The 18,105-nt window shown below is 53.3% G+C and carries 19 protein-coding genes; 8 read left to right on the top strand and 11 right to left on the bottom strand.

The window, feature by feature from the left end:
* From CPH17_RS10025 to CPH17_RS10015, 4 genes are all read left to right on the top strand, one after another.
* A complete protein-coding gene (locus CPH17_RS10025) occupies positions 1 to 729 on the top strand; it encodes a hypothetical protein (protein WP_096299345.1) in 729 nt (242 codons plus the stop codon).
* Positions 730 to 1,119: 390 nt separating this feature from the next.
* A complete protein-coding gene (locus CPH17_RS19950; RefSeq protein ID WP_197703523.1) occupies positions 1,120 to 1,278 on the top strand; it encodes a hypothetical protein in 159 nt (52 codons plus the stop codon).
* A 26-nt stretch (positions 1,279 to 1,304) separates the two neighbouring features.
* The gene (locus tag CPH17_RS10020) at positions 1,305 to 1,754 is read left to right on the top strand and encodes a hypothetical protein (protein ID WP_074397596.1); all 450 of its coding nucleotides are present in this window, start codon (positions 1,305 to 1,307) and stop codon (positions 1,752 to 1,754) included.
* Positions 1,755 to 1,814: 60 nt separating this feature from the next.
* Positions 1,815 to 2,438 (top strand): hypothetical protein, encoded by a 624-nt coding sequence (locus CPH17_RS10015; RefSeq protein WP_096299343.1) that lies wholly within the window; start codon positions 1,815 to 1,817, stop codon positions 2,436 to 2,438.
* Between the two features lie 179 nt (positions 2,439 to 2,617).
* Here the strand turns inward: CPH17_RS10015 and CPH17_RS10010 are convergent, their stop codons facing one another.
* On the bottom strand, positions 2,618 to 3,499 hold the full coding sequence (locus tag CPH17_RS10010; protein WP_074397594.1) for a LysR family transcriptional regulator: 882 nt from the start codon (positions 3,497 to 3,499) through the stop codon (positions 2,618 to 2,620).
* Positions 3,500 to 3,608: 109 nt separating this feature from the next.
* Between CPH17_RS10010 and CPH17_RS10005 the strand changes: the two genes are divergently transcribed.
* Entirely contained in the window at positions 3,609 to 4,490 is an 882-nt protein-coding gene (locus CPH17_RS10005) for a HalD/BesD family halogenase (protein WP_074397593.1), read from the top strand.
* A gap of 48 nt (positions 4,491 to 4,538) precedes the next feature.
* On the top strand, positions 4,539 to 5,816 hold the full coding sequence (locus CPH17_RS10000) for a M24 family metallopeptidase (protein WP_027337733.1): 1,278 nt from the start codon (positions 4,539 to 4,541) through the stop codon (positions 5,814 to 5,816).
* A gap of 22 nt (positions 5,817 to 5,838) precedes the next feature.
* Here the strand turns inward: CPH17_RS10000 and CPH17_RS09995 are convergent, their stop codons facing one another.
* The 10 genes from CPH17_RS09995 to CPH17_RS09950 form a co-directional block, all read right to left on the bottom strand.
* The gene (locus CPH17_RS09995) at positions 5,839 to 6,681 is read right to left on the bottom strand and encodes a nitrilase-related carbon-nitrogen hydrolase (RefSeq protein ID WP_096300935.1); all 843 of its coding nucleotides are present in this window, start codon (positions 6,679 to 6,681) and stop codon (positions 5,839 to 5,841) included.
* A 99-nt stretch (positions 6,682 to 6,780) separates the two neighbouring features.
* Positions 6,781 to 7,662, bottom strand: a complete 882-nt coding sequence (locus CPH17_RS09990) for a glycine betaine ABC transporter substrate-binding protein (protein WP_074397592.1) — start codon at positions 7,660 to 7,662, stop codon at positions 6,781 to 6,783.
* Between the two features lie 46 nt (positions 7,663 to 7,708).
* Positions 7,709 to 8,440 carry an ABC transporter permease gene (locus CPH17_RS09985; protein ID WP_035574355.1) on the bottom strand — a complete coding sequence of 244 codons (732 nt, stop codon included), beginning with the start codon at positions 8,438 to 8,440 and terminating at the stop codon, positions 7,709 to 7,711.
* A 2-nt stretch (positions 8,441 to 8,442) separates the two neighbouring features.
* Positions 8,443 to 9,603 (bottom strand): ABC transporter ATP-binding protein, encoded by a 1,161-nt coding sequence (locus tag CPH17_RS09980; RefSeq protein WP_027337737.1) that lies wholly within the window; start codon positions 9,601 to 9,603, stop codon positions 8,443 to 8,445.
* A 42-nt stretch (positions 9,604 to 9,645) separates the two neighbouring features.
* Positions 9,646 to 10,311 carry an ABC transporter permease gene (locus CPH17_RS09975; protein ID WP_074397591.1) on the bottom strand — a complete coding sequence of 222 codons (666 nt, stop codon included), beginning with the start codon at positions 10,309 to 10,311 and terminating at the stop codon, positions 9,646 to 9,648.
* A gap of 348 nt (positions 10,312 to 10,659) precedes the next feature.
* The gene (locus CPH17_RS09970; protein WP_074397590.1) at positions 10,660 to 11,916 is read right to left on the bottom strand and encodes an MFS transporter; all 1,257 of its coding nucleotides are present in this window, start codon (positions 11,914 to 11,916) and stop codon (positions 10,660 to 10,662) included.
* 87 nt (positions 11,917 to 12,003) lie between these two features.
* Complete coding sequence (locus CPH17_RS09965; protein WP_074397589.1) at positions 12,004 to 13,599, bottom strand: antiporter; 1,596 nt, start codon at positions 13,597 to 13,599, stop codon at positions 12,004 to 12,006.
* 236 nt (positions 13,600 to 13,835) lie between these two features.
* The gene (gene narL, locus CPH17_RS09960; RefSeq protein ID WP_074397588.1) at positions 13,836 to 14,501 is read right to left on the bottom strand and encodes a two-component system response regulator NarL; all 666 of its coding nucleotides are present in this window, start codon (positions 14,499 to 14,501) and stop codon (positions 13,836 to 13,838) included.
* Between the two features lie 2 nt (positions 14,502 to 14,503).
* Entirely contained in the window at positions 14,504 to 16,354 is a 1,851-nt protein-coding gene (locus CPH17_RS09955; RefSeq protein WP_074397587.1) for a histidine kinase, read from the bottom strand.
* 125 nt (positions 16,355 to 16,479) lie between these two features.
* On the bottom strand, positions 16,480 to 17,046 hold the full coding sequence (locus CPH17_RS09950) for a YIP1 family protein (RefSeq protein ID WP_074397586.1): 567 nt from the start codon (positions 17,044 to 17,046) through the stop codon (positions 16,480 to 16,482).
* Positions 17,047 to 17,178: 132 nt separating this feature from the next.
* On the opposite strand from CPH17_RS09950, the gene CPH17_RS09945 reads away from it, so the two are divergent.
* Together CPH17_RS09945 and CPH17_RS09940 are read left to right on the top strand one after the other, a co-directional pair.
* Positions 17,179 to 17,595: a MarR family transcriptional regulator gene (locus CPH17_RS09945; RefSeq protein ID WP_096299341.1), complete on the top strand. Its 417-nt coding sequence runs from the start codon at positions 17,179 to 17,181 to the stop codon at positions 17,593 to 17,595.
* Between the two features lie 70 nt (positions 17,596 to 17,665).
* The gene (locus CPH17_RS09940; protein WP_074397584.1) at positions 17,666 to 18,094 is read left to right on the top strand and encodes a DUF488 domain-containing protein; all 429 of its coding nucleotides are present in this window, start codon (positions 17,666 to 17,668) and stop codon (positions 18,092 to 18,094) included.
* The last annotated feature ends 11 nt before the right edge of the window (positions 18,095 to 18,105 follow it).

Raw genomic sequence — 18,105 nt, 5'->3', positions numbered from 1 at the left:
ATGTGGTTTATTCAGCCCAAGCAGGACTATATCGCCCAAATTCCCTGGGAACATGTGGATGAACCTGCAGTAATGAGCTGGCAAATTAGGGCGCGCAATTATGATACGCCCGCGGCGAATGCTTTGTTTGTCGTATTTGCGCTTATTAGTTTGGGGGGGGGGTATTTTATGGCCCTTGTTGATGAGTCGTTGTTAGTTTCCGTTTTGATTGGTGGGGGGATGTTCATACTTTTCATATTGATTGCCATGAGCATGACCCACCAGACCGCTATCCTTGTCTACCGCTTTACGGAAACACATGCTGAAGAGTGTTCCTGGAAACCCCAGATGGATGCCGTGAAGCCATTTCTGAAATGGTCAGCCATTATCTTAATGCCGATTGTGGTAGTGATCATTATCATGGATCCTTCTCTGATCATTACTAGCCTTGGCCCACTGGCAATGGGCTTCGCTGCATGGATGATGGGCTCGTCAAAAGGATATCAGGAAATCGCTAGAGGAAGCCGTCATGACGAACTTGACTGGCGAAAAACCGATAAGATCTACCTTTACCCGGGAAGAGATATTATTGGCTTAAATATACCCTGGTATCATCCTGAACTTGATGAAGTAATTCCAGAGGGTATTAGAGAGATTTATTGCAGGGAAGGTGAACGGGAAAATGTATTAAGTTTCTTTAAAAGCAGGCTTCCAGAAGTTGAGATTGTGGAAGAAAAGTTTCATTTGTAAGTATTTATTATGTATAAAGTTGATTAGGTTGAGGGTTTTTAGATATTGTTTGAGCGCCGCTAATGTTTTTTCTTGGCCCTCAGTAAAGCTGAATAGCGTAACCGGTGGTTGCTTATTCGGTCCCTCTTGTACTTCTCTGATTATCAATTTGAGATTGCTCTGTTAGCAGAAGTTAATGGAATCTTAAACATTTTTAAGCGACAAGGACGTCAGTTATGAGTCAGAAGGCACCGGACTTGCCGCGCCCTGCTTTCTTCCAGCCCCTCCGGGCTGATGATATTGAGTCCTTTCCAGGTGGCAAGGTTATTTATCTGTCGCCGATTCTCTTGCCCACGAAATCCGCGCCATTCAGAAGGCCGGTCAGAAGACCCTGCCTGCGAGCCTTGATGAGTGGTCGAACCCCTTCCCGAGGAACAGTGGGCCAAGTCTAGCGCAGAGCTTGCGCGCCTCTCAAAAGAGGTCAAACAGCGTCATGCTCTGCAGCCAAACCGGCCGATCATTGCCATCTTAGCCGAGGTCTATGGCGAGGAAGCGTCACTTTCGGCCTGAAGCAATAAGCTTGTCAGGCTGACAGCATGCTCGACGGTATTGAATCACTAACCCAGCAGAGGAGAACTAAAGCAGTGAGTGAAAAAGAACCTATTGAAAAGCAAGACAAAGCCTTAATTGAAGACATTGATTTTGATTGCCCCGTATGTAGCTCTTGTTTTTGCAAGGAGTCGCAGTGGATTACCGATCTTTTGAAAGCCGATACGGCCACTTGCCCACAGTGCGAAAGCGAGCTGTCAATCGGGGCCGAGGACAAGCATCTTCTCGCGAGTGCCATGAAGAAAAAAGAGCGATTCGGGAAAGTCATGTTTGTTTTTATGGTGCCCTACATCATCGTAGGACTTCTCGTGTCCCTCTCATTCGGTGGACTCGGCTTTATGCTTTACATGCCTGTCGGACTTTTGGCTTTTTCTTTACTGAAAATGCTATTCGATAATCAACCGGATCTGACGATAAGTCTGAAATCAGACGCATAACTGAAACCTAGCTATTCAATCGACAGTTGGGTGCTCGGCACCCTTTTAAGGAGAGAGCGCGTGTTTCCATTAAGTTTTAAAAAGTCTTTTGATATTGAGTTTATCCAATCGTTGTATGATCGGCTCGTGAGCCATGATGACGCAGTAAAGCTAATACTCAGAACAAAGAATGGGCGCAAGACCGATGACCCCAGCAAAGCCGGTCTTGGCGAAATCCGCAATGCCAGCAACAAGCAGCTGTTTGGGATGAGTGCGAAGGAAGGAATCGTTCACACGAAGCATGCGGGGGCGCTCCAAGCCCCTTTGTTTGACTTTCTGAAGGAGCGGGAAATTCACCAGCAGGAGGTCAGTCCGGATATCGGCGTCGCCTGTGTTCTTCTTTATGTTGTTTTGGTTGTCGGCGGTGGGTTGCTATATACCACTCACAATAATGCCGAGTTTCTCTACCCCTATCTGCTGGGCTGTGTGGCCTTCGTCCTCTCTGGACTCGCATTGATATCTTATGCTTACAAGCCTGGCCAAAAGCAGTGGTCCATCCCCGCTATGCTACTCCTCGCTATCGGCGCCTTACCCACTGCCCCTTCGAGCCTGCTGGCATTACCGATGATCAATTACTTGGGGCGCGCCAAGCTACATAGAGTACTTAACCAGGGCGGGGAAGACGCCGAGACAATCCATACCTAGCCCCATACATGCAGCACCTGACTGTATCCCAACCTCAGTAATAGCCTGGGTTAGAGCCAGAAGAGGCTTTATCTTTGTTCACAGCGAATTGCGCGGCTGGCTTCATACCTGACCCAATCAATTTCAGCCAGCCGTTGCACACAAGTTGATATCCCGGCCAATAAAAAACCAGCGACGTGCTAAGGCACTTCTCTGCCACCAAGGCAGGCAATCGAATCGTGCTCCGCGACTACATTTTCGAGGGATTTGCATAACGCCTGAAATGCTTCACTGGAGTGCCCGGGGCGCTGGTGGAGTTCAATTTCGACATGACCCAAGTGAGGTAGTCCTTCTTCTTCGGACACGATTCGGCAGCCCGGTGGCACGCTGCGCGGGGTTTTAACCGTTATGGCTAAACCATTTTGTACCGGGATGTTGATGCCCGTCGGGGATTGGCTGACGTAACGCAGTTCCCAGCGCGTCTCATCGCGGCCCAGGGCGGATAACGCATGCGCCCTGAAAATGCAGCCTTCGGGATTTAGGGCCAACGGCAGCGTTTGCCATTGCGAAAGCGAGGCGTGTTCGGCCATGACCCACACCATTGGCTCCCAGCCGAGTAAGTGGCCAGATTGGGTAGGCTTATGCCTTACCGAGAGCACCACGTCCAACAACCCTTCCTGAAACCGCTTGACCAGGGTGTCGCTGATATCACACTGCACTTCAAGCTGAATATGCGGATACTGGGTCGAAAAGCGCGGCAGCAAATCGGGCAAGTAGGTGGCCGCCTGTTCTTCCGAGGTGCCCAAGCGGATGAGCTCGCCGTGGGTCCCGCCCTTTAGTAGATCTTTGGCTTCATCTTCCAGCTTGAGCATATGACGAGCGTAGGGCAGCAGACGCTCGCCCGCCGCCGTGAGCAATACGCTGCGGCTGGTGCGCTCGAAAAGCGCTTGGTGCATCTGATCTTCTAGCCGCTTGATCTGCAAGCTCATCGCCGATTGGGTTCGGTGCAGCACTTTGCCTGCCGCGCTAAACCCCTGGCATTCTGCGACGGTGACAAACGCACGCAGTAGGTCTGTGTCCATGATGAATGAGCCATTTAAATGGGTGTTATCTTAACTATTCATTTCTATTATGGAAGCCCCTTCACTAGCCTGTCCAAATGAGTTTTCAACGCGACAGGAGCGTGACCCCATGTCAATAACCGCCACTGAACAACCCGCGAATGCCTTGGAGGGGCTGATTGATCTTGAACAATACCCGATCAATGAATTGTCTTCGCCTGCGGGTAAGGCATTTATTGCCGGCTGCCAACGTCAGTTGGAAGCAGACGGTTGCGTGGTACTTAAAAACTTTGTCCCTGAAGCCGCATTAGCCCGGCTGGAACGTGAAACAGAGCGGTTATCGCCGGACGCCCACTACAATCAAACCGAAACGAACCCCTATAACAGCGATGGGGACGCGTCGTTACCGGCCTCTCACCCGAAAAACCGTTTCGATGACCGTACCAATGGTTTTGTCGCCGGTGATCGTATCGGCCGTGAGACGATTATCCGTCAGGTCTATGAGAACCCAGAATTTCAGCGTTTTATCGGCGCGGTGGTAGGTCTCGACGAGATTCACCAATATGCCGACCCGCTGGCGGATCTGGTGGTGAACGTGCTGCGCGAGGGGTGTCAGCACCCATGGCATTACGACACCAACGAGTTCATCGTCACCATGATGACCCGGCAATCCCACGCCGGGGGGCGCTTTGAGTATGCACCAGGCATTCGCAACCCAGAGGGTGAAAACTTCGCCGAGGTGGAAAAGGTCATCGATGGTGATCGCTCACGCTTGAAAGCGCTGGATCTTCAACCGGGCGATTTGCAGATTTTCTTTGGTCGTTATTCACTCCACCGCGTAACGCCGGTCGAGGGAGATAAAGAGCGCCATACGGTAATTTTCGCCTACGCCAAAGAGCCCGGTTTTGTGGGTCGGCCCGAGCGTGCCCAGCGCATCTTCGGCCGCATGGCGCCAGTGCATGAACAACTGCTGAAAGACGGCATGCAGCGCAGCGATAGCCTGGCGGATTAACGCCATGTCGTCTTTACAACGGCTACCCACTCCTAACGCGAGATATTCATGAGCATTGTTGAAAGCGAAAGCCTCACCGATAACGAGCCGGACAACATTCCAGTCGTTCCGTCAGCGCCGATGGCCAACGGCGATAGCATCCCCACCGCGTTTGACCCCAAGCAGCTACGTGCCGGGCGTTTGGAGCGCCTGCGTGCCATGATGGCGGAGGAAGGGTACGCGGCGCTGGTGCTGTTTGACCCGAACAATCAGCGTTATGCGACCGGGTCGCGCAACATGTTCGGCTACTTTTTGCGCAACTCCACGCGGTACGTATACGTGCCGCTGGAAGGGCCGATTATTCTGTTTGAATACCCTGGTAGCGCCCATGTCTCAACCTGGCTTGAGACCATCGATGAGGCGCGAACCTCCAAGGTAGTGTGGTCGGCCGTTAACCAGCGCGACGGTATGTCGTCCGATCCTTTCGGCGTGGAAATTGCCGAGTTGGTCAAAGAGCACGGTAAGGGCAACAAAAAGGTTGGGTTGGATCGCTGCGCGCTGAACCTGGCGCGGGCATTAGAAGCGCAGGGGCTGGATGTTTATGACTGCATGCAGGACACGTTGCACTGTCGGCGCATCAAAACACCCGAGGAAATTGCTTGTTTGGCGCAGTCGATGGCTGCCAGTGAAGCCGCCGTGGCGGAAGTCGAAGCGGCAATTAAACCTGGGATTACCGAGAACGAGCTGTTCGCGATCATGTACGGTGAGGTGATCCGAGGCGGCGGTGAGTTTATCGAAACCCGCTTGCTGTCCTCGGGGCCGCGCACCAATCCCTGGTTCAACGAAGCCAGCGACCGTAAGATTCGCCCTGGCGAGCTGGTGGCGCTGGATACCGATACCATCGGTTGCCATGGCTATTACTCAGATTTCTCGCGCACCTTCCATGTCGGGCCGGGCAAGCCAACGGCCTACCAGCGCGAAATATATCGTATGGCTTACGACCAGGTGCACCACAACATGGGCTTGCTCAAACCCGGTATCAGCTACCGTGAAATCGCTGAGAAGGCCTGGAAAATCCCCGAGCGCTTTATTGACCGCCGTTACCCGTCGATCATTCACGGGGTGGGCATGCACGGTGAGACCCCGCTGGTCGCCCACCATATGGATTTTGATCGCTTCTCCAAGGACGGTGTTCTGGAGCCCGGGATGGTGGTCTCGGTGGAAAGCTACATTGGCGAGGTGGGTGCCGCCGATGGCGTCAAGCTGGAAGAGGAAGTGCTGATCACCGAGACCGGCATTGAGCGGCTTTCCCGCTATCCGTTTAACGACGCCTTGCTTGGACGCTAAGCGTCAATAGCCAAGCCGGCTGTTAGCGGTACCCGGCCATTAGTTCTCTCACCAGCGGTGTGTCGGCATCGCGGTGGGTGGGCAGCTCGAAGCGTGCCTTGGCAATCGCGGTGCGTGACAAGTCGGCAACAATCAGTGCTTCTTTGTCGTCGGCTTTCGCCAGTATCTCGCCGCCCGGTCCGAGAATGCGCGAGCCGCCCCAGAAATGGCTGTCGCCTTCCGGCCCGAAGCGGTTTGCCATAATCACCGGCGTGCCGTAGGTCATCGCATAAAAGCGCGTGTTTAACGCCCAGTTTTCCTCGTTGGAAAAGTCATCGCTGACGATGCCGCTGGCCGAGTTGATCGGTGCGCAGAGTATGGTAGGGCGGGCGAGTAGGGCGGCGTGCACAAGTGCCGGGTTCCACAAGTCAGCGCAAATGAGCTGGGTAGCGGACCAGCCAGGGCGAATATCGGTTTGGGTGAGTTCGCTGCCATGGGTAAACCACTTGCCTTCCTCAAGCCCACCGTAGGTCGGCAGGTTAAGCTTTTGATGCACAGCGATGAGCTGGCCGTGCTGAAAGATAGCCAGCGCGTTGTAATATTCACCAGGACTCGCCTCTTCCACAAAGCCCACCACCAACTGCATGGAGCCGCATGCGTCGGCCAGTGTTTGAAAGCGTGGGTCTTCCAGCGGCATTGCTACCTGCATGACGCGGCTGGCCAACCGATAGCCGGTCAGTGAAAGCTCGGGAAATACCAGTAGCTCCACTTGGTCACGCTGCGCTTCGGCGATCAGCGCCAGATGGCGTTCAAGGTTATGGTCCACATCGCCAAGCGCGGTATTTATCTGTGCAGCGCCGACCCGCAGGCTAGTTTGATAATGCATGGGCTCCCCCATTGAAAAAGCCGCTCCCTGGGAGCGGCTTTGCTGCGTTGTGATGGCACGTCATATTATGCCAGCCCTCTACCAGAGCGCCTAGCCACGTTAGAGCAGGTCATTCTCTTCGAGGAAGCTTTCTGCTACGTCTTCAATCGACTCGCGCTCGACATCCACGCGGGCGTTGAGTTCGGCCATGGTGTCATCGTCTAACAGCTCGGAAAGCGCGTTCATCTGATCGGCGAGGTCAGGGTTAGCTTCCAGGGTTTCCGTGCGCACTACCGGGGTCAGCGCATAGGCAGGGAAAAAGTTTTGGTCGTCTTCAAGCACGTAAAAGTCAAAGGCGGGGATACGACCGTCGGTGGCAAACACTAGCCCAACGTCGACTTCCTCATCACGTAATGCTTGATATACCAACCCTGTATCCATGCGGCTCACATCGCCACGGCTGACGCGGAAATCGTATGCCTCTTGCAGTGGGCGCCAACCGTCTTCCCGGGCATAAAATTCGGCATTAAGCGCAAACGTTAGTCCCTCTCCATCGTTGACGGCGTCGGCTAAGTCAGACAGCGTTTCAATACCGCGCTCATCAGCGTCATCTTCGCGCATGGCAAGTGCATAGGTGTTGTTGGCAGCCGACGGTTCAAGCCAGGTCAGGCCTTTCTCGGCGTCGAGCTCCTTCACCCGCTCGTAGGTGTCTTCCGGGCTTAGGCTTTCGCTGACGTCGTTGTAATTTATCAGCGAGGTGCCGGTGTACTCCCAATAGAGATCGATTTGGCCGTTCTCTTGTGCTTGGCGAAGAACGGCAGAGCCCATGCCCGAGCGGCTGTCGACGTCGTAACCGAGTTCATCCAGGTACTGAGTTGTCATGCTGGAGAGGATTTGCTGCTCGGTAAAATTCTTGCCGCCAACGCTGATCTCGTCTGCGTTGGCGACGCTGATGCTGCCCGCTAGGGCAATGCCGGTGAGGGTTGTCGTCAATGTTTTCATGATTGGAATCCTTCTTTTGTTAGTGAAACGTAAGTCACGGTGATACTTAAGCGCGGCCCGGGTTGACCCCTCGGGGGACGAGGAGAAACGCAGTCAACGCGATGAGCGCATCGACCACAATCGCCAGCAGCGCCGTGGGAATAGCGCCCGCAAGCATCATGACCGGGTCGTAAAGATCAATGCCGGTGAATATCAACTCACCGAGGCCACCCGCACCGATCAAGAACGCCAGCGGCACGGTGCCGACATTGATGGTTAGCGCGGTGCGCATCCCTGCAAAAATCACGTAGAGCGCATTGGGCAGTTCAACTTTGAAAAGCCGCTGCATGGGCGACATGCCAATACCGGCGGCAGCTTCCATGAGTGCCGGGTTAACGCCCTTCAAACCCGCATAGGTATTGCGGGTAATCGGCAGCAGCGTCGCGACAAACAAGCCAAAAACAGCCGGTACCGTGCCAATGCCCAGAAAGCTCATCGATAGCGCGAGCACGGCCAGGGTGGGGATCGTGGTGCCCACATTGAGCACCTGCATCAGCGATTCGGCCATCCGTGCCATGCTCGGCCGGGAGAGTACGATGCCCAGCGGAATGGCGACGATAATGGCCAGGCTACCCGACATCACCGTCAGCCAAATGTGCTGAACCACCAAGTACTGAACGTCGGGCAGATACCAGATAAATTCATCGATGACGCCGCTGGACTGGCTCCATACACCGGCGAAAAAAATAGCCACTAGCACCAGTACCTTAAGCGCCCCTTTTATGGATCGAATAGGCATGGTTACTCCTTGATGGCCGCCGATGGCGTGCGATCATCCCCCTGACGCGCGCGATAGCGTGCGCCCAAATGGCTGGTCATGGCGCGCTGGGTAATCTGACCGCACACCGTTCCTTCCTCATTCACGCAGGGGAGCCAGGTCTGATCGTGGGCAAACATCAATGAGGCGGCTTTGCGCAGGTCGTCGTCGAGACCGACAACCGCCGGCACGGCCTGGAAGTGATCGCGGCAGTAGCCTTTTGTGGTGCGGGCAATGGAGCGGCTGATAATGCCGGCGGGCTGCTTGCGATCGTTGATCATCAAAATGGCATTTTGATAGCCATAGTTGTCAATTTTGGCCAGCGCAGTTTCCAACGTATCGCCGGGCGTCACCGTGCCGATCTCGTCCGTGACAATCTCGCGCACTTTGACCAGGTTCAGGCGCTTGAGCGCCCGGTCTTCGCCAAGGAATGATTCCACAAAGGCGTTTTTGGGCGCCGCCAGCAAATCATCGGGCGTGGAATACTGAACCAGCTGGCCTTCACGGAAAACCGCCACGCGGTCACCCATTTTGATGGCTTCATCAATGTCGTGGCTGACGAACATGATGGTTTTATTGAGTTCCTGCTGCATCTTGAGGAACTCGTCTTGAATGACGGCCCGGTTGATCGGGTCGATGGCCCCAAAGGGCTCGTCCATCAGCATCACCGGCGGGTCGGCGGCCAGCGCGCGGGCCACACCAATACGCTGTTGTTGGCCGCCGGATAGCTCGCTGGGAAAGCGCTTTAGAAACGCATCCGGCTCCAGCGCAATCATTGCCATCATCTCGCGTGCGCGGGCCTTGTACTTGGCCTTATCCCAGCCCAGCAGCTTGGGCACGATGGTGATGTTTTCCTCAATGGTCATATTGGGAAACAGGCCGATCTGCTGGATGACGTAGCCGATATTGCGGCGCAGCGTCTGGGTATCGAGGCCGGTGGTATCATCACCGTTGATAAACACCTTGCCAGAGGTGGGCTTTACGATCCGGTTGATCATCTTGAGTGTGGTGGTCTTGCCGCAGCCCGATGGCCCCAAAAGAACGCAGATGTCTCCTTCAGGTACTTCCATATCGATATGGTCAGCGGCCACCACCGCGCCTTTAGGCGTATCGAACACCTTGGTCAGGCTTTCAAGTCGAATCATATCGGTGCCCCTTATTGGTAGAGATTCGTGGGGAAGAAGGCGTTAGGGCGCTGTGGCCTCGCGGCTCATCCCTTTGGGCGTCAGGCGTTTTTGTACGTACAGCAGTGAGTAGTCAACGATAATTGCCAGCAGGCTCACGGCGATCGCACCGACGATCAACTGACGTGGGTCTGACTGTGAAATGCCACGACTGATGAAGGTGCCCAGTCCCCCGGCGCCGATATAGGCGGCAATTGCCATCACGCCAATATTGAGAACGACCGCTGTGCGAACCCCCGCCATGATGACCGGTACCGCGAGGGGAATTTCGACCAGCCGCAGGCGTTGATTGGGGCTCATGCCAATGCCTCGAGCGGCTTCCCGCAACGCGGGGTTCACATTGTTGATGGCGGTATAGGTGTTACGAATGATGGGCAACTGAGAGTAGAGCAATACGGCAATCACCGCCGGGACGTAGCCAATCCCGTGACCTATCAGAGACAGGACGGGAATCATGATGCCAAACAGCGCGATGGAGGGGATGGTGACGATAATCGAGGCGAGGTACAGCACTCCTTGGGCAGCGCGCTCATTTTTGGTAATGGCGATGCCGATCGGCACGCCGGTCAACGTCGCAATGCCGACGGCAACCCCAACCAGGGCAATATGCTCAAACGTGCGTGACAGCAGCAGGGTCGCATTGTCTAAGGCGTACTGAAGTAACTCCAAGCGCGGCCCCCTTATTATAGAAATAGAGAATGATCAGCACGCCCTCCGTCAGGCGGCATAGCGTCTGTTTTCTTTTATGAAGAAATTAAGCTTACCAAAAGGGTAGCGGGATTATCGGGAATTGGCATGACGATGCGAAATAGGCTGAATTAGCGTTTATTATATTGGGCTGCTTCAGCCTCAGAAAAACATAAGTCTTACTGAGGCTTGCCGCTCGCTGCGTTAGCATTGCGCTAAACGTAGGTGATAAAGGTGAAAACGATGAACGAGTTATGGCGCTGCCAGAATCCAATAAGCTGCGCCTGACGATGGGAAAATGGGAATCGGTTTAACAGCTAAAATGGATGTTTAATCTTTGGTCGTTTGTCGGTCTTCTGTTAGTACTTTGACGCGCCGTTCTGTCCACCACATCCAGATAATTGAAACGAAGGTGACGCCGAAACACAGCATCCAGACGGTGGTAGCAACGCCGGTCAGGTCGACAAGTGCACCAAACATGATGGGTAGCAAAAAACCGCCCAAACCGCCAGCTAGGCCCACAATGCCGGATACCAGCCCAAGATTTTCATGGTAATCATTGGAGAGATATTTAAATACCGAGGCTTTGCCTATTCCCCAGGAGATGCCCACCACAAACAACGCGGCAGTAAATAGCCATACGGGGATGCCAAAACCAAACTCCACTCGGTCTGCGCCACCGGCCCCTTGTACGCTGTAGTATGTTTCGGGGTAAGACATAATGAACAAGGCAATTAAGCTTGCCCATAAACATGTCCAGGTCACAGTGTGAGCGCCAAAGCGGTCAGATAACCAGCCGCCGAACGCACGAATGACACCGGAAGGCAGCACAAAAATAGTCGCAATCAAGGCGGCTAATTGAATGCCAAAGCCGTACTCGTTCATGTAATAACGCGTTAGCCATAAAGACACCCCCACATAGCCACCAAACACAACCGAGTAGTACTGACAGTACTTCCACACCTTGGGGTCGTTGATGACTTTCAACTGATCGCGCAAGGAGATGTTTTTAGCATTCCGATGGCTTGGGTCAGTGAAGGTGAAAAACCAGAAAAAAGCCGCCGTACCTAGCATGATAATCGCGTAAATATTGGGTACGGCCTGCCAGCCGAGCATGACAATGACCGTCGGTGCTATATATTTGGTAACCGCCGCACCGGCATTGCCTGCCCCGAAAATGCCCATCGCCAACCCTTGACGGTCCTTCTCGAACCATTTGGCTGTATAAGCGATACCCACTGAAAAAGCCCCGCCGGAAAGACCAATAAATGCCCCCAGCATCAGCAGTTGCCAATAAGCAGTAGCGAACTGTACCAACCAAATAGCGGGTATTATCACCAGTAAAACGACAAAGAAGACAGGGCGCCCGCCATAGCGATCAGTCATCGAGCCAAACGGGAGGCGAGCGATGGCCCCGGTCAGAATGGGTACGGCAGTCAAGGTGCCAAACTGAGTGCCATTAAGGCCTAACTCCTCGGCGATCGGCACGCCGATCTCGCCAAACATGGTCCAGACCATAAAACACATGGTGAACGCAAAGGTGTTGGCAATTAGCACCGCATTTTGTTTAAAGCGATGGGTAGCCATGCTGCCCCCTTATTGTGAACGTCCGAGCCAAAAGCCCGAGAGTTGAGCGTTGCCGTTTGAGCGTGATGCTGAAGCGGAGGAACGCCGTTATGGGTTTTTGACGTAGGCGCTTTTGCGCAGATAGAACCACCAGTTAATCACCAAGCAAACAAGATAAAAGACAGCAAACCCGTACATGGCAAGTTCAGGGGTGCCCGCGCGGATTTGATCGCCTAACACCACCGGCGCGATAAAAGAGCCATAGCCGGCAACAGCGGCGGTCCAGCCCAGCACAGGGCCTTTTTTCTGGGCATCGAAGATAAAACCGATACTGCGAAAGGTTGAACCGTTTCCAATGCCGCTCGCCGTAAACAACACCATAAACAGCAGCATAAATAGCCAGAAGTACTGGTTTGGATCGGCAGCATTGTAGGCCAGCATCATCACGTAACCTGCCGCAACAGAGCCGAATACCATCACCACGGTAATGATTTGCGTGACCAATGATCCACCGAATTTATCGGCGATCCAGCCGCCGATGGGGCGTACCAGCGCCCCCACGAAAGGGCCAATCCATGACCATGTGAGCGCGCTGGGTGCGTCAGGGTTAGCGATGCGAGAAACACTGCCATCCGCCGCGGTATCAACCATACTGCCGAAAATGATAGTGATAGAGAGAGGTAGTGCCGAAGAGAAGCCAATAAAGGAGCCAAAGGTCAGAATGTAGAGCAGCGTCATCGACCAGGTGTGCTTGTCGCGAAAGATCGCAAATTGCTTTTGGATATTGGGTTTGATTTCCTCACCTGGCAGTAATCGAAGTAGCGCAAGGGTAATGACGATAGTCAGCGGCAGCGCGAGCCACATATTTAGCCAATTAAGTGCAACCAACCCTATCAAGGTGGAGAGAACGCCCACCCCATAAAGCCCCAGAATTTTGCCGAACGCCTGTAGCGGAGTGCCGGGATTAGGGCTAATAGGACGCAGGTTGTTCATGCCAAACCAACCTGCAAAAGCCAATGGAATCAAAAATAGTAGCCAGACAAACCCTGCATTTTGTATCCAGGTGTTTGTGCCTGCTTCAATGCGTCCGATCAACGTGCCGCTGGTACTTTGCAGCTCCATTGGCCCACCGGCGATTGCTCCAAATAGGCTAACGGTCATCACCAGAGGGACCAGTATCTGCATGGTGGTAACGCCAAAGTTGCCTAAGCCAGCATTCATGCCCAAGGCGTAGCCTTGCTGATGCTTTGGGTAAAAACTGGAAATATTGCTCATCGAACAAGCAAAATTACCGCCACCGATGCCCGAGAGCAGCGCCAACGACTGAAACACCCAAAAGGGGGTGTCAGGATTCATTAGCGCAAAGCCAGTACCGGCCGCTGGGATCATCAGTAATGCGGTAGTGAGAAAAATAGTATTGCGCCCCCCTGCCAGGCGCAGCATGAAGGAAGCGGGAATCCGGAGTGTTGCCCCCGCCAAGCCAGCGGTTGCGGTCAGGGTAAACAGCTGGTCATTGGAGAAAGGAAAGCCCAGGTTCTGCATCTGGGTGGTGATCATGCCCCACATCATCCATACCGCGAAGCCTAACAGCAGGCTTGGAATGGAAATCCATAAATTGCGATTAGCAATCCGCTTGCCTTCTTTTTCCCAAAAGTCAGGGTCTTCAATATCCCAGCGTTCAATATCGGCATTTTTTCTGGCCATTGTGTACCTCTTTCGACAAAAGGGACTGCGTCTTTAAGCGAAAGATACGCGCTGGCTGAGAGGGGAGAAACAGGGGGAAAATGCGCCTAATACGTCCTCATACCTCTTATTAGGTATAAGGTAATTTGTATTAAGTGACTGAATAAAATGAAATTTAAATACTAAGATGGGTGGCGAAACATGGTTGGCCTGCGTCGGCAGATTTTTAGGAGTATCTACACAGAGTTGTGAGTTTGCTACTTATCGAGCCCTTCTTGAACGGCCCATACAGCCGCTTCGACCCGAGAGCGCAGGTGCAGTTTTTTCAATAAATGCTTAACGTGGACTTTGACCGTGCCTTCGGTAATGTCGAGCTTGCGAGCAACCAATTTGTTAGACATGCCAGCTGCGAGCTCTCGTAGGATTTCCTTTTCACGCTGGGTAAGTGTCTCCACCCCAGGCGCAGCAGGCGCTGAACGCTGATTGCGCAGGGCTTCAGCCAGTAGGGTGGTTAGCCCCTCGCTGATCGCCATTCGGCCTTTAGCGGCTTGACGAAGCTGATGGACCATATCTTCCGGTTCCATGTCTTTGAGTAGATAGCCGTCGGCACCGCCGCGCAGCGCATCGACCACATCGTCTTGCTGATCTGACACGGTGTACATAATTACGCGCCCCGTATAGCCTGCGTCACGCAGGTGTTTGAGCGTTTCCAGCCCGTTTATATCCGGCATGTTCAAGTCTAACAGCACCATATCCGGCTCAAGTTTAATGGCCTGTTCAACGCCTTCACGGGGAGAGCCAGTGTCCAAAATCAATGACAGGTCGTCCTCAATGTCTAGCAGTTGGCGAACGCCACGGCGCAGCAGTGGGTGGTCGTCAATGACGATAATGGTGGCAGTTTGATGATGAACCTCGCTAGGCATTCTTAGGCACTCCTTTCCTCAATCAGACGTTCAGTCTGTGGGGTAAACGTTAGATAGACACCGGTTCCGCCTTCTGGGCGATTTTTAACGCTGAGAGTGGCATTAATATTTTTGGCCCGGTCGCGCATGATAATTAACCCATAATGCATAGGAGGCGAACGGTCGTCTTCTAGACCAATACCGTCGTCTTCGATAGCAAGTGTCAGTGCCGCCTGATGGAAAGTTAAGCTCACCTGCGCCGAATGGGCCTGGGCGTGCTTGAACGTATTGGCGAGCGCTTCACGAGTAACCTGCAGCAGATGTACCTCTTCGTTGGCGCTCAGCAGATGTGGAGGTACCTGATAGGTCAAACCGACAGAAAAGCCCAGCCTTGCGCTAAACTCATCGACGGTTTGTTGCAGCGCTGGATGGAGACCCGGCTTGTCCAGACTAAGACGGAAGGTCCCCAAAAGCTCCCGAAGCTGACGGTATGCACTGTTGAGCCCTTCGCGTAAGTCCCCCATCACGCTGTTTTGTTGCTCAACAGGGAACTGCTTGGCTTGCATGCGTTCAAGCCGGGTAACCTGCATTTTGAGGTAAGAGAGCGACTGCGCTAGAGAGTCATGCAGTTCCCGGGCGATAATGGTGCGCTCTTTAATTAGCGACAATTGTTGTTGCTCTTCAATGCGCTGTTGTAGATAAATCGCAGTCGCAAGGTGATCGGTAAGGGTATTAAGAAGCTGCCGCGTCGAGGCACTGGGTGGCGTAGCATAGCCGACGGTGAGATAGCCCAGCGTTTGTTGACCAATCGCCACTGGGTGAACCAGCGCTTCATTGTCGTGGCCAATCTTATGACTCCTGTGAGATGCGTCTTCCAGACAGGCAAAGCATGCTAAATCTCGGCAAAAGAGGGGGCGCTCGGCGGAGTGGGTAGCCAGAATTTCCATGTCGCTATCGTCATGCTCGCTGTGAAGCGAAAGCACAATGGGGCCGAGTTCAAGCAGTGTTTCAAGTTCACGCAGCATTGGAGCGGCGCTGGCACATAGGTCATTGCCCCCACCATAGAGCATGCGGATGCCATTATGAATGATTTGTAAGGCGCGATTATGGCGTTCAAGCTCTGCTTGCTTATGGGATACACGCTGTTCTAATTCGTGATAGCTGACGCTTAGCTCGGCGGACATCTGGTCAAAGGTGCGTCCGAGTCTTCCCAGTTCATCACCACCACCAAAGTTTGTACGGTAATGAAAGTTGCGCCTTCCCGCCTCTCGGCTCAATACCATCAACTGGCGAAGCGGTATCACCAAGTGTTGCCGCATGTCATACAGCGCCATGGCAAGTAAGGGAACGATGAGTGCTAAAAACAGCGCCTGTATTGTGCTTAGTAGATTGACCCTGGATTCAGCGCCTGTTTCTAGTTGAGATACAAAACGATCAATATCATCAATAAAGCGGTTCAAGGACGTCCTGGCCTGTTGGCTATCAGCTGCGTTGCCGTTTGTCGCTGTCTCGATGAGAGGCACCACCGTTTGTCGCCATTGCTGTTTTAGTGTTTCCAAGCGATCTTTGCTGCTTTCATCGCGCATAAGGCGCGGCCGAGTATTTAGCGCTGGGCTGTTCAAGCGTGAGGAAAGCCGTTCCATTAGTTGGTCAACCTCTTGGTTACGTTGCTCATTGCGGGGAGCACGCTGCAGGGCTTCAATCAGTTGTGCGCTATTCAACCGCAGCGACCCCGCCATATTAATGGCAGCGGCGTCTCCCTGGCTGCTTTTGGCAATGACAATCGTAAAGCTCATGCTGGCAATCGCCATGCCGCTAATCACCAGCAAAAATGCCACCATGCGGGCAACAAGCGAACGTCGTAAAAGCTTCATGTCGCTCCCAGAGGGTTGAAGAAAGGCTTGGCGAGTTGATCGTCTAACGAAATCAATTGTAGTAAGTATATTACTTCTTATGGGGGGAAATATAACGAAAAGCGAAGAAAGATGAGACCGTTGCTTTAATACGCCCAAATAACGGCTAGCAAAACACCCCAGCCAAGAATGCCGGCCGACATGATGGTATATGTAGCGGAAATGGTGGCTACATCATAGTCCTTGCGCGTGCAAAGCGCCTGTAGTCCCTGGTAAATCAAGCTACATGAAATACCCAGCGCAGTGAGAGCCACCAAAACGTTGAATATCAGGTTGGGTACCCAGAGTGCGAGCGCAGACAACCATAGGGGCAATGGGGCCAATGCAGCAAGCAAGTAGGCATCTTGATAACTGATGGATAGTTGCTCGGTTCCATTAACGACAGCATGAATAATCCAGCCCATTACAAAAAAAGTAAGCAATTCAGCCAGGAACAAAATAGTGGTAATAAACCGCCACTCCCGGTCTGCAAATCCCATCATGAAATTATCGCCGTAATGGGTGCCTGCAAAGTAGACCATGACGGGAGGCAATAGAGACATCGGCAACACCACGCACCATGCCAGCGCCGGAATCGAGGGTGCGCGTTCTTTCAGGTCTCGCCAGCCAATCTCATGGCTAAACGGCATTTTCATCCACGTTAATGGTTTCATTTTTCTCTCCCACCCTAATCGTACTAACGACGTTTGGTTATTTATATCATGCAGTGATATTTTATATTTAGATGTCGTCAAGCTGGCTGTCAAGCCGACAGTATTACGTACGATAAGGAGTGGGTAGGCACCATGGACCAAGAATACAGGCTCGATAAACATGCTTTTGAGTGTCTTTCGCAGTTTCGGTATCAGCTACGCTGTTTTTTACGCCATAGTGAAGATATCTGCCGTCGGTACGGGTTGACCCCACTGCAGTATCAATTGTTGTTGCACTTACAGGGCTTTCGCGGGCGCAATTGGGCAACCGTTGGCGAGTTGGCAGACCGGTTACAGTCCAAACATCACGGCACGGTAGCGTTAATCAATCGCTGTGAGCAGCTTGAGCTGGTGGAACGCTGCCAGGGGCGTGAGGATCGGCGTCAGATAGAAGTGCACCTGACCGCAAAAGGAGCAGAGTTGGTGAGCCAAATTGCCGCGGAGCATCAGCCAGAGCTTCAGCTCCTGCAAAAGGATATGGCCTTTCCTGCCTGGGGGAGCAAAGCTTAGCGATGAATGTTGACGCATTGGCGCCGCTTTTTTTGCCCCCTGTCTCGGTAGCGCTCAATGGGAGGATCCGATGTATCAGATTGAATTGAAGCGCGTATATGCGCCTATTGAGGAAAGTGATGGTGCCCGTGTTTTGGTAGACCGGCTGTGGCCTCGCGGTAAGCCACGTAGCGCGCTTGAGCTAATAGAATGGTACCGGGATGCGTCACCCTCGACGGAGCTACGTCGTCGCTATCACCAGCAGACCATCAGCCTGGCTGACTTTATAGAGCAGTACCGCATGGAGTTAGCGGAGCATCCGGATGCCCTACTACCGCTAATGCGTTATGCCCGCGAAGGCACATTAACGCTGCTCACGGCTAGCCGTCGTATTGAGGCTTCGCACCTCCCGGTGCTGAGAGAGCAACTGCTCGCTGCGCTTGCGAAAGAGGATAGGCTTGATAGCGAACCTTCTTCACCACCTTGCTGGGCGCATGTTGACCCTGGCACTCCGCGCTAGTCTCTTCTCTA

It is taken from the genome of Halomonas sp. hl-4 (genome assembly GCF_900215475.1).
Classification (GTDB): Bacteria; Pseudomonadota; Gammaproteobacteria; order Pseudomonadales; family Halomonadaceae; genus Vreelandella.
This window is presented reverse-complemented; position numbering and strand designations above follow the sequence as displayed.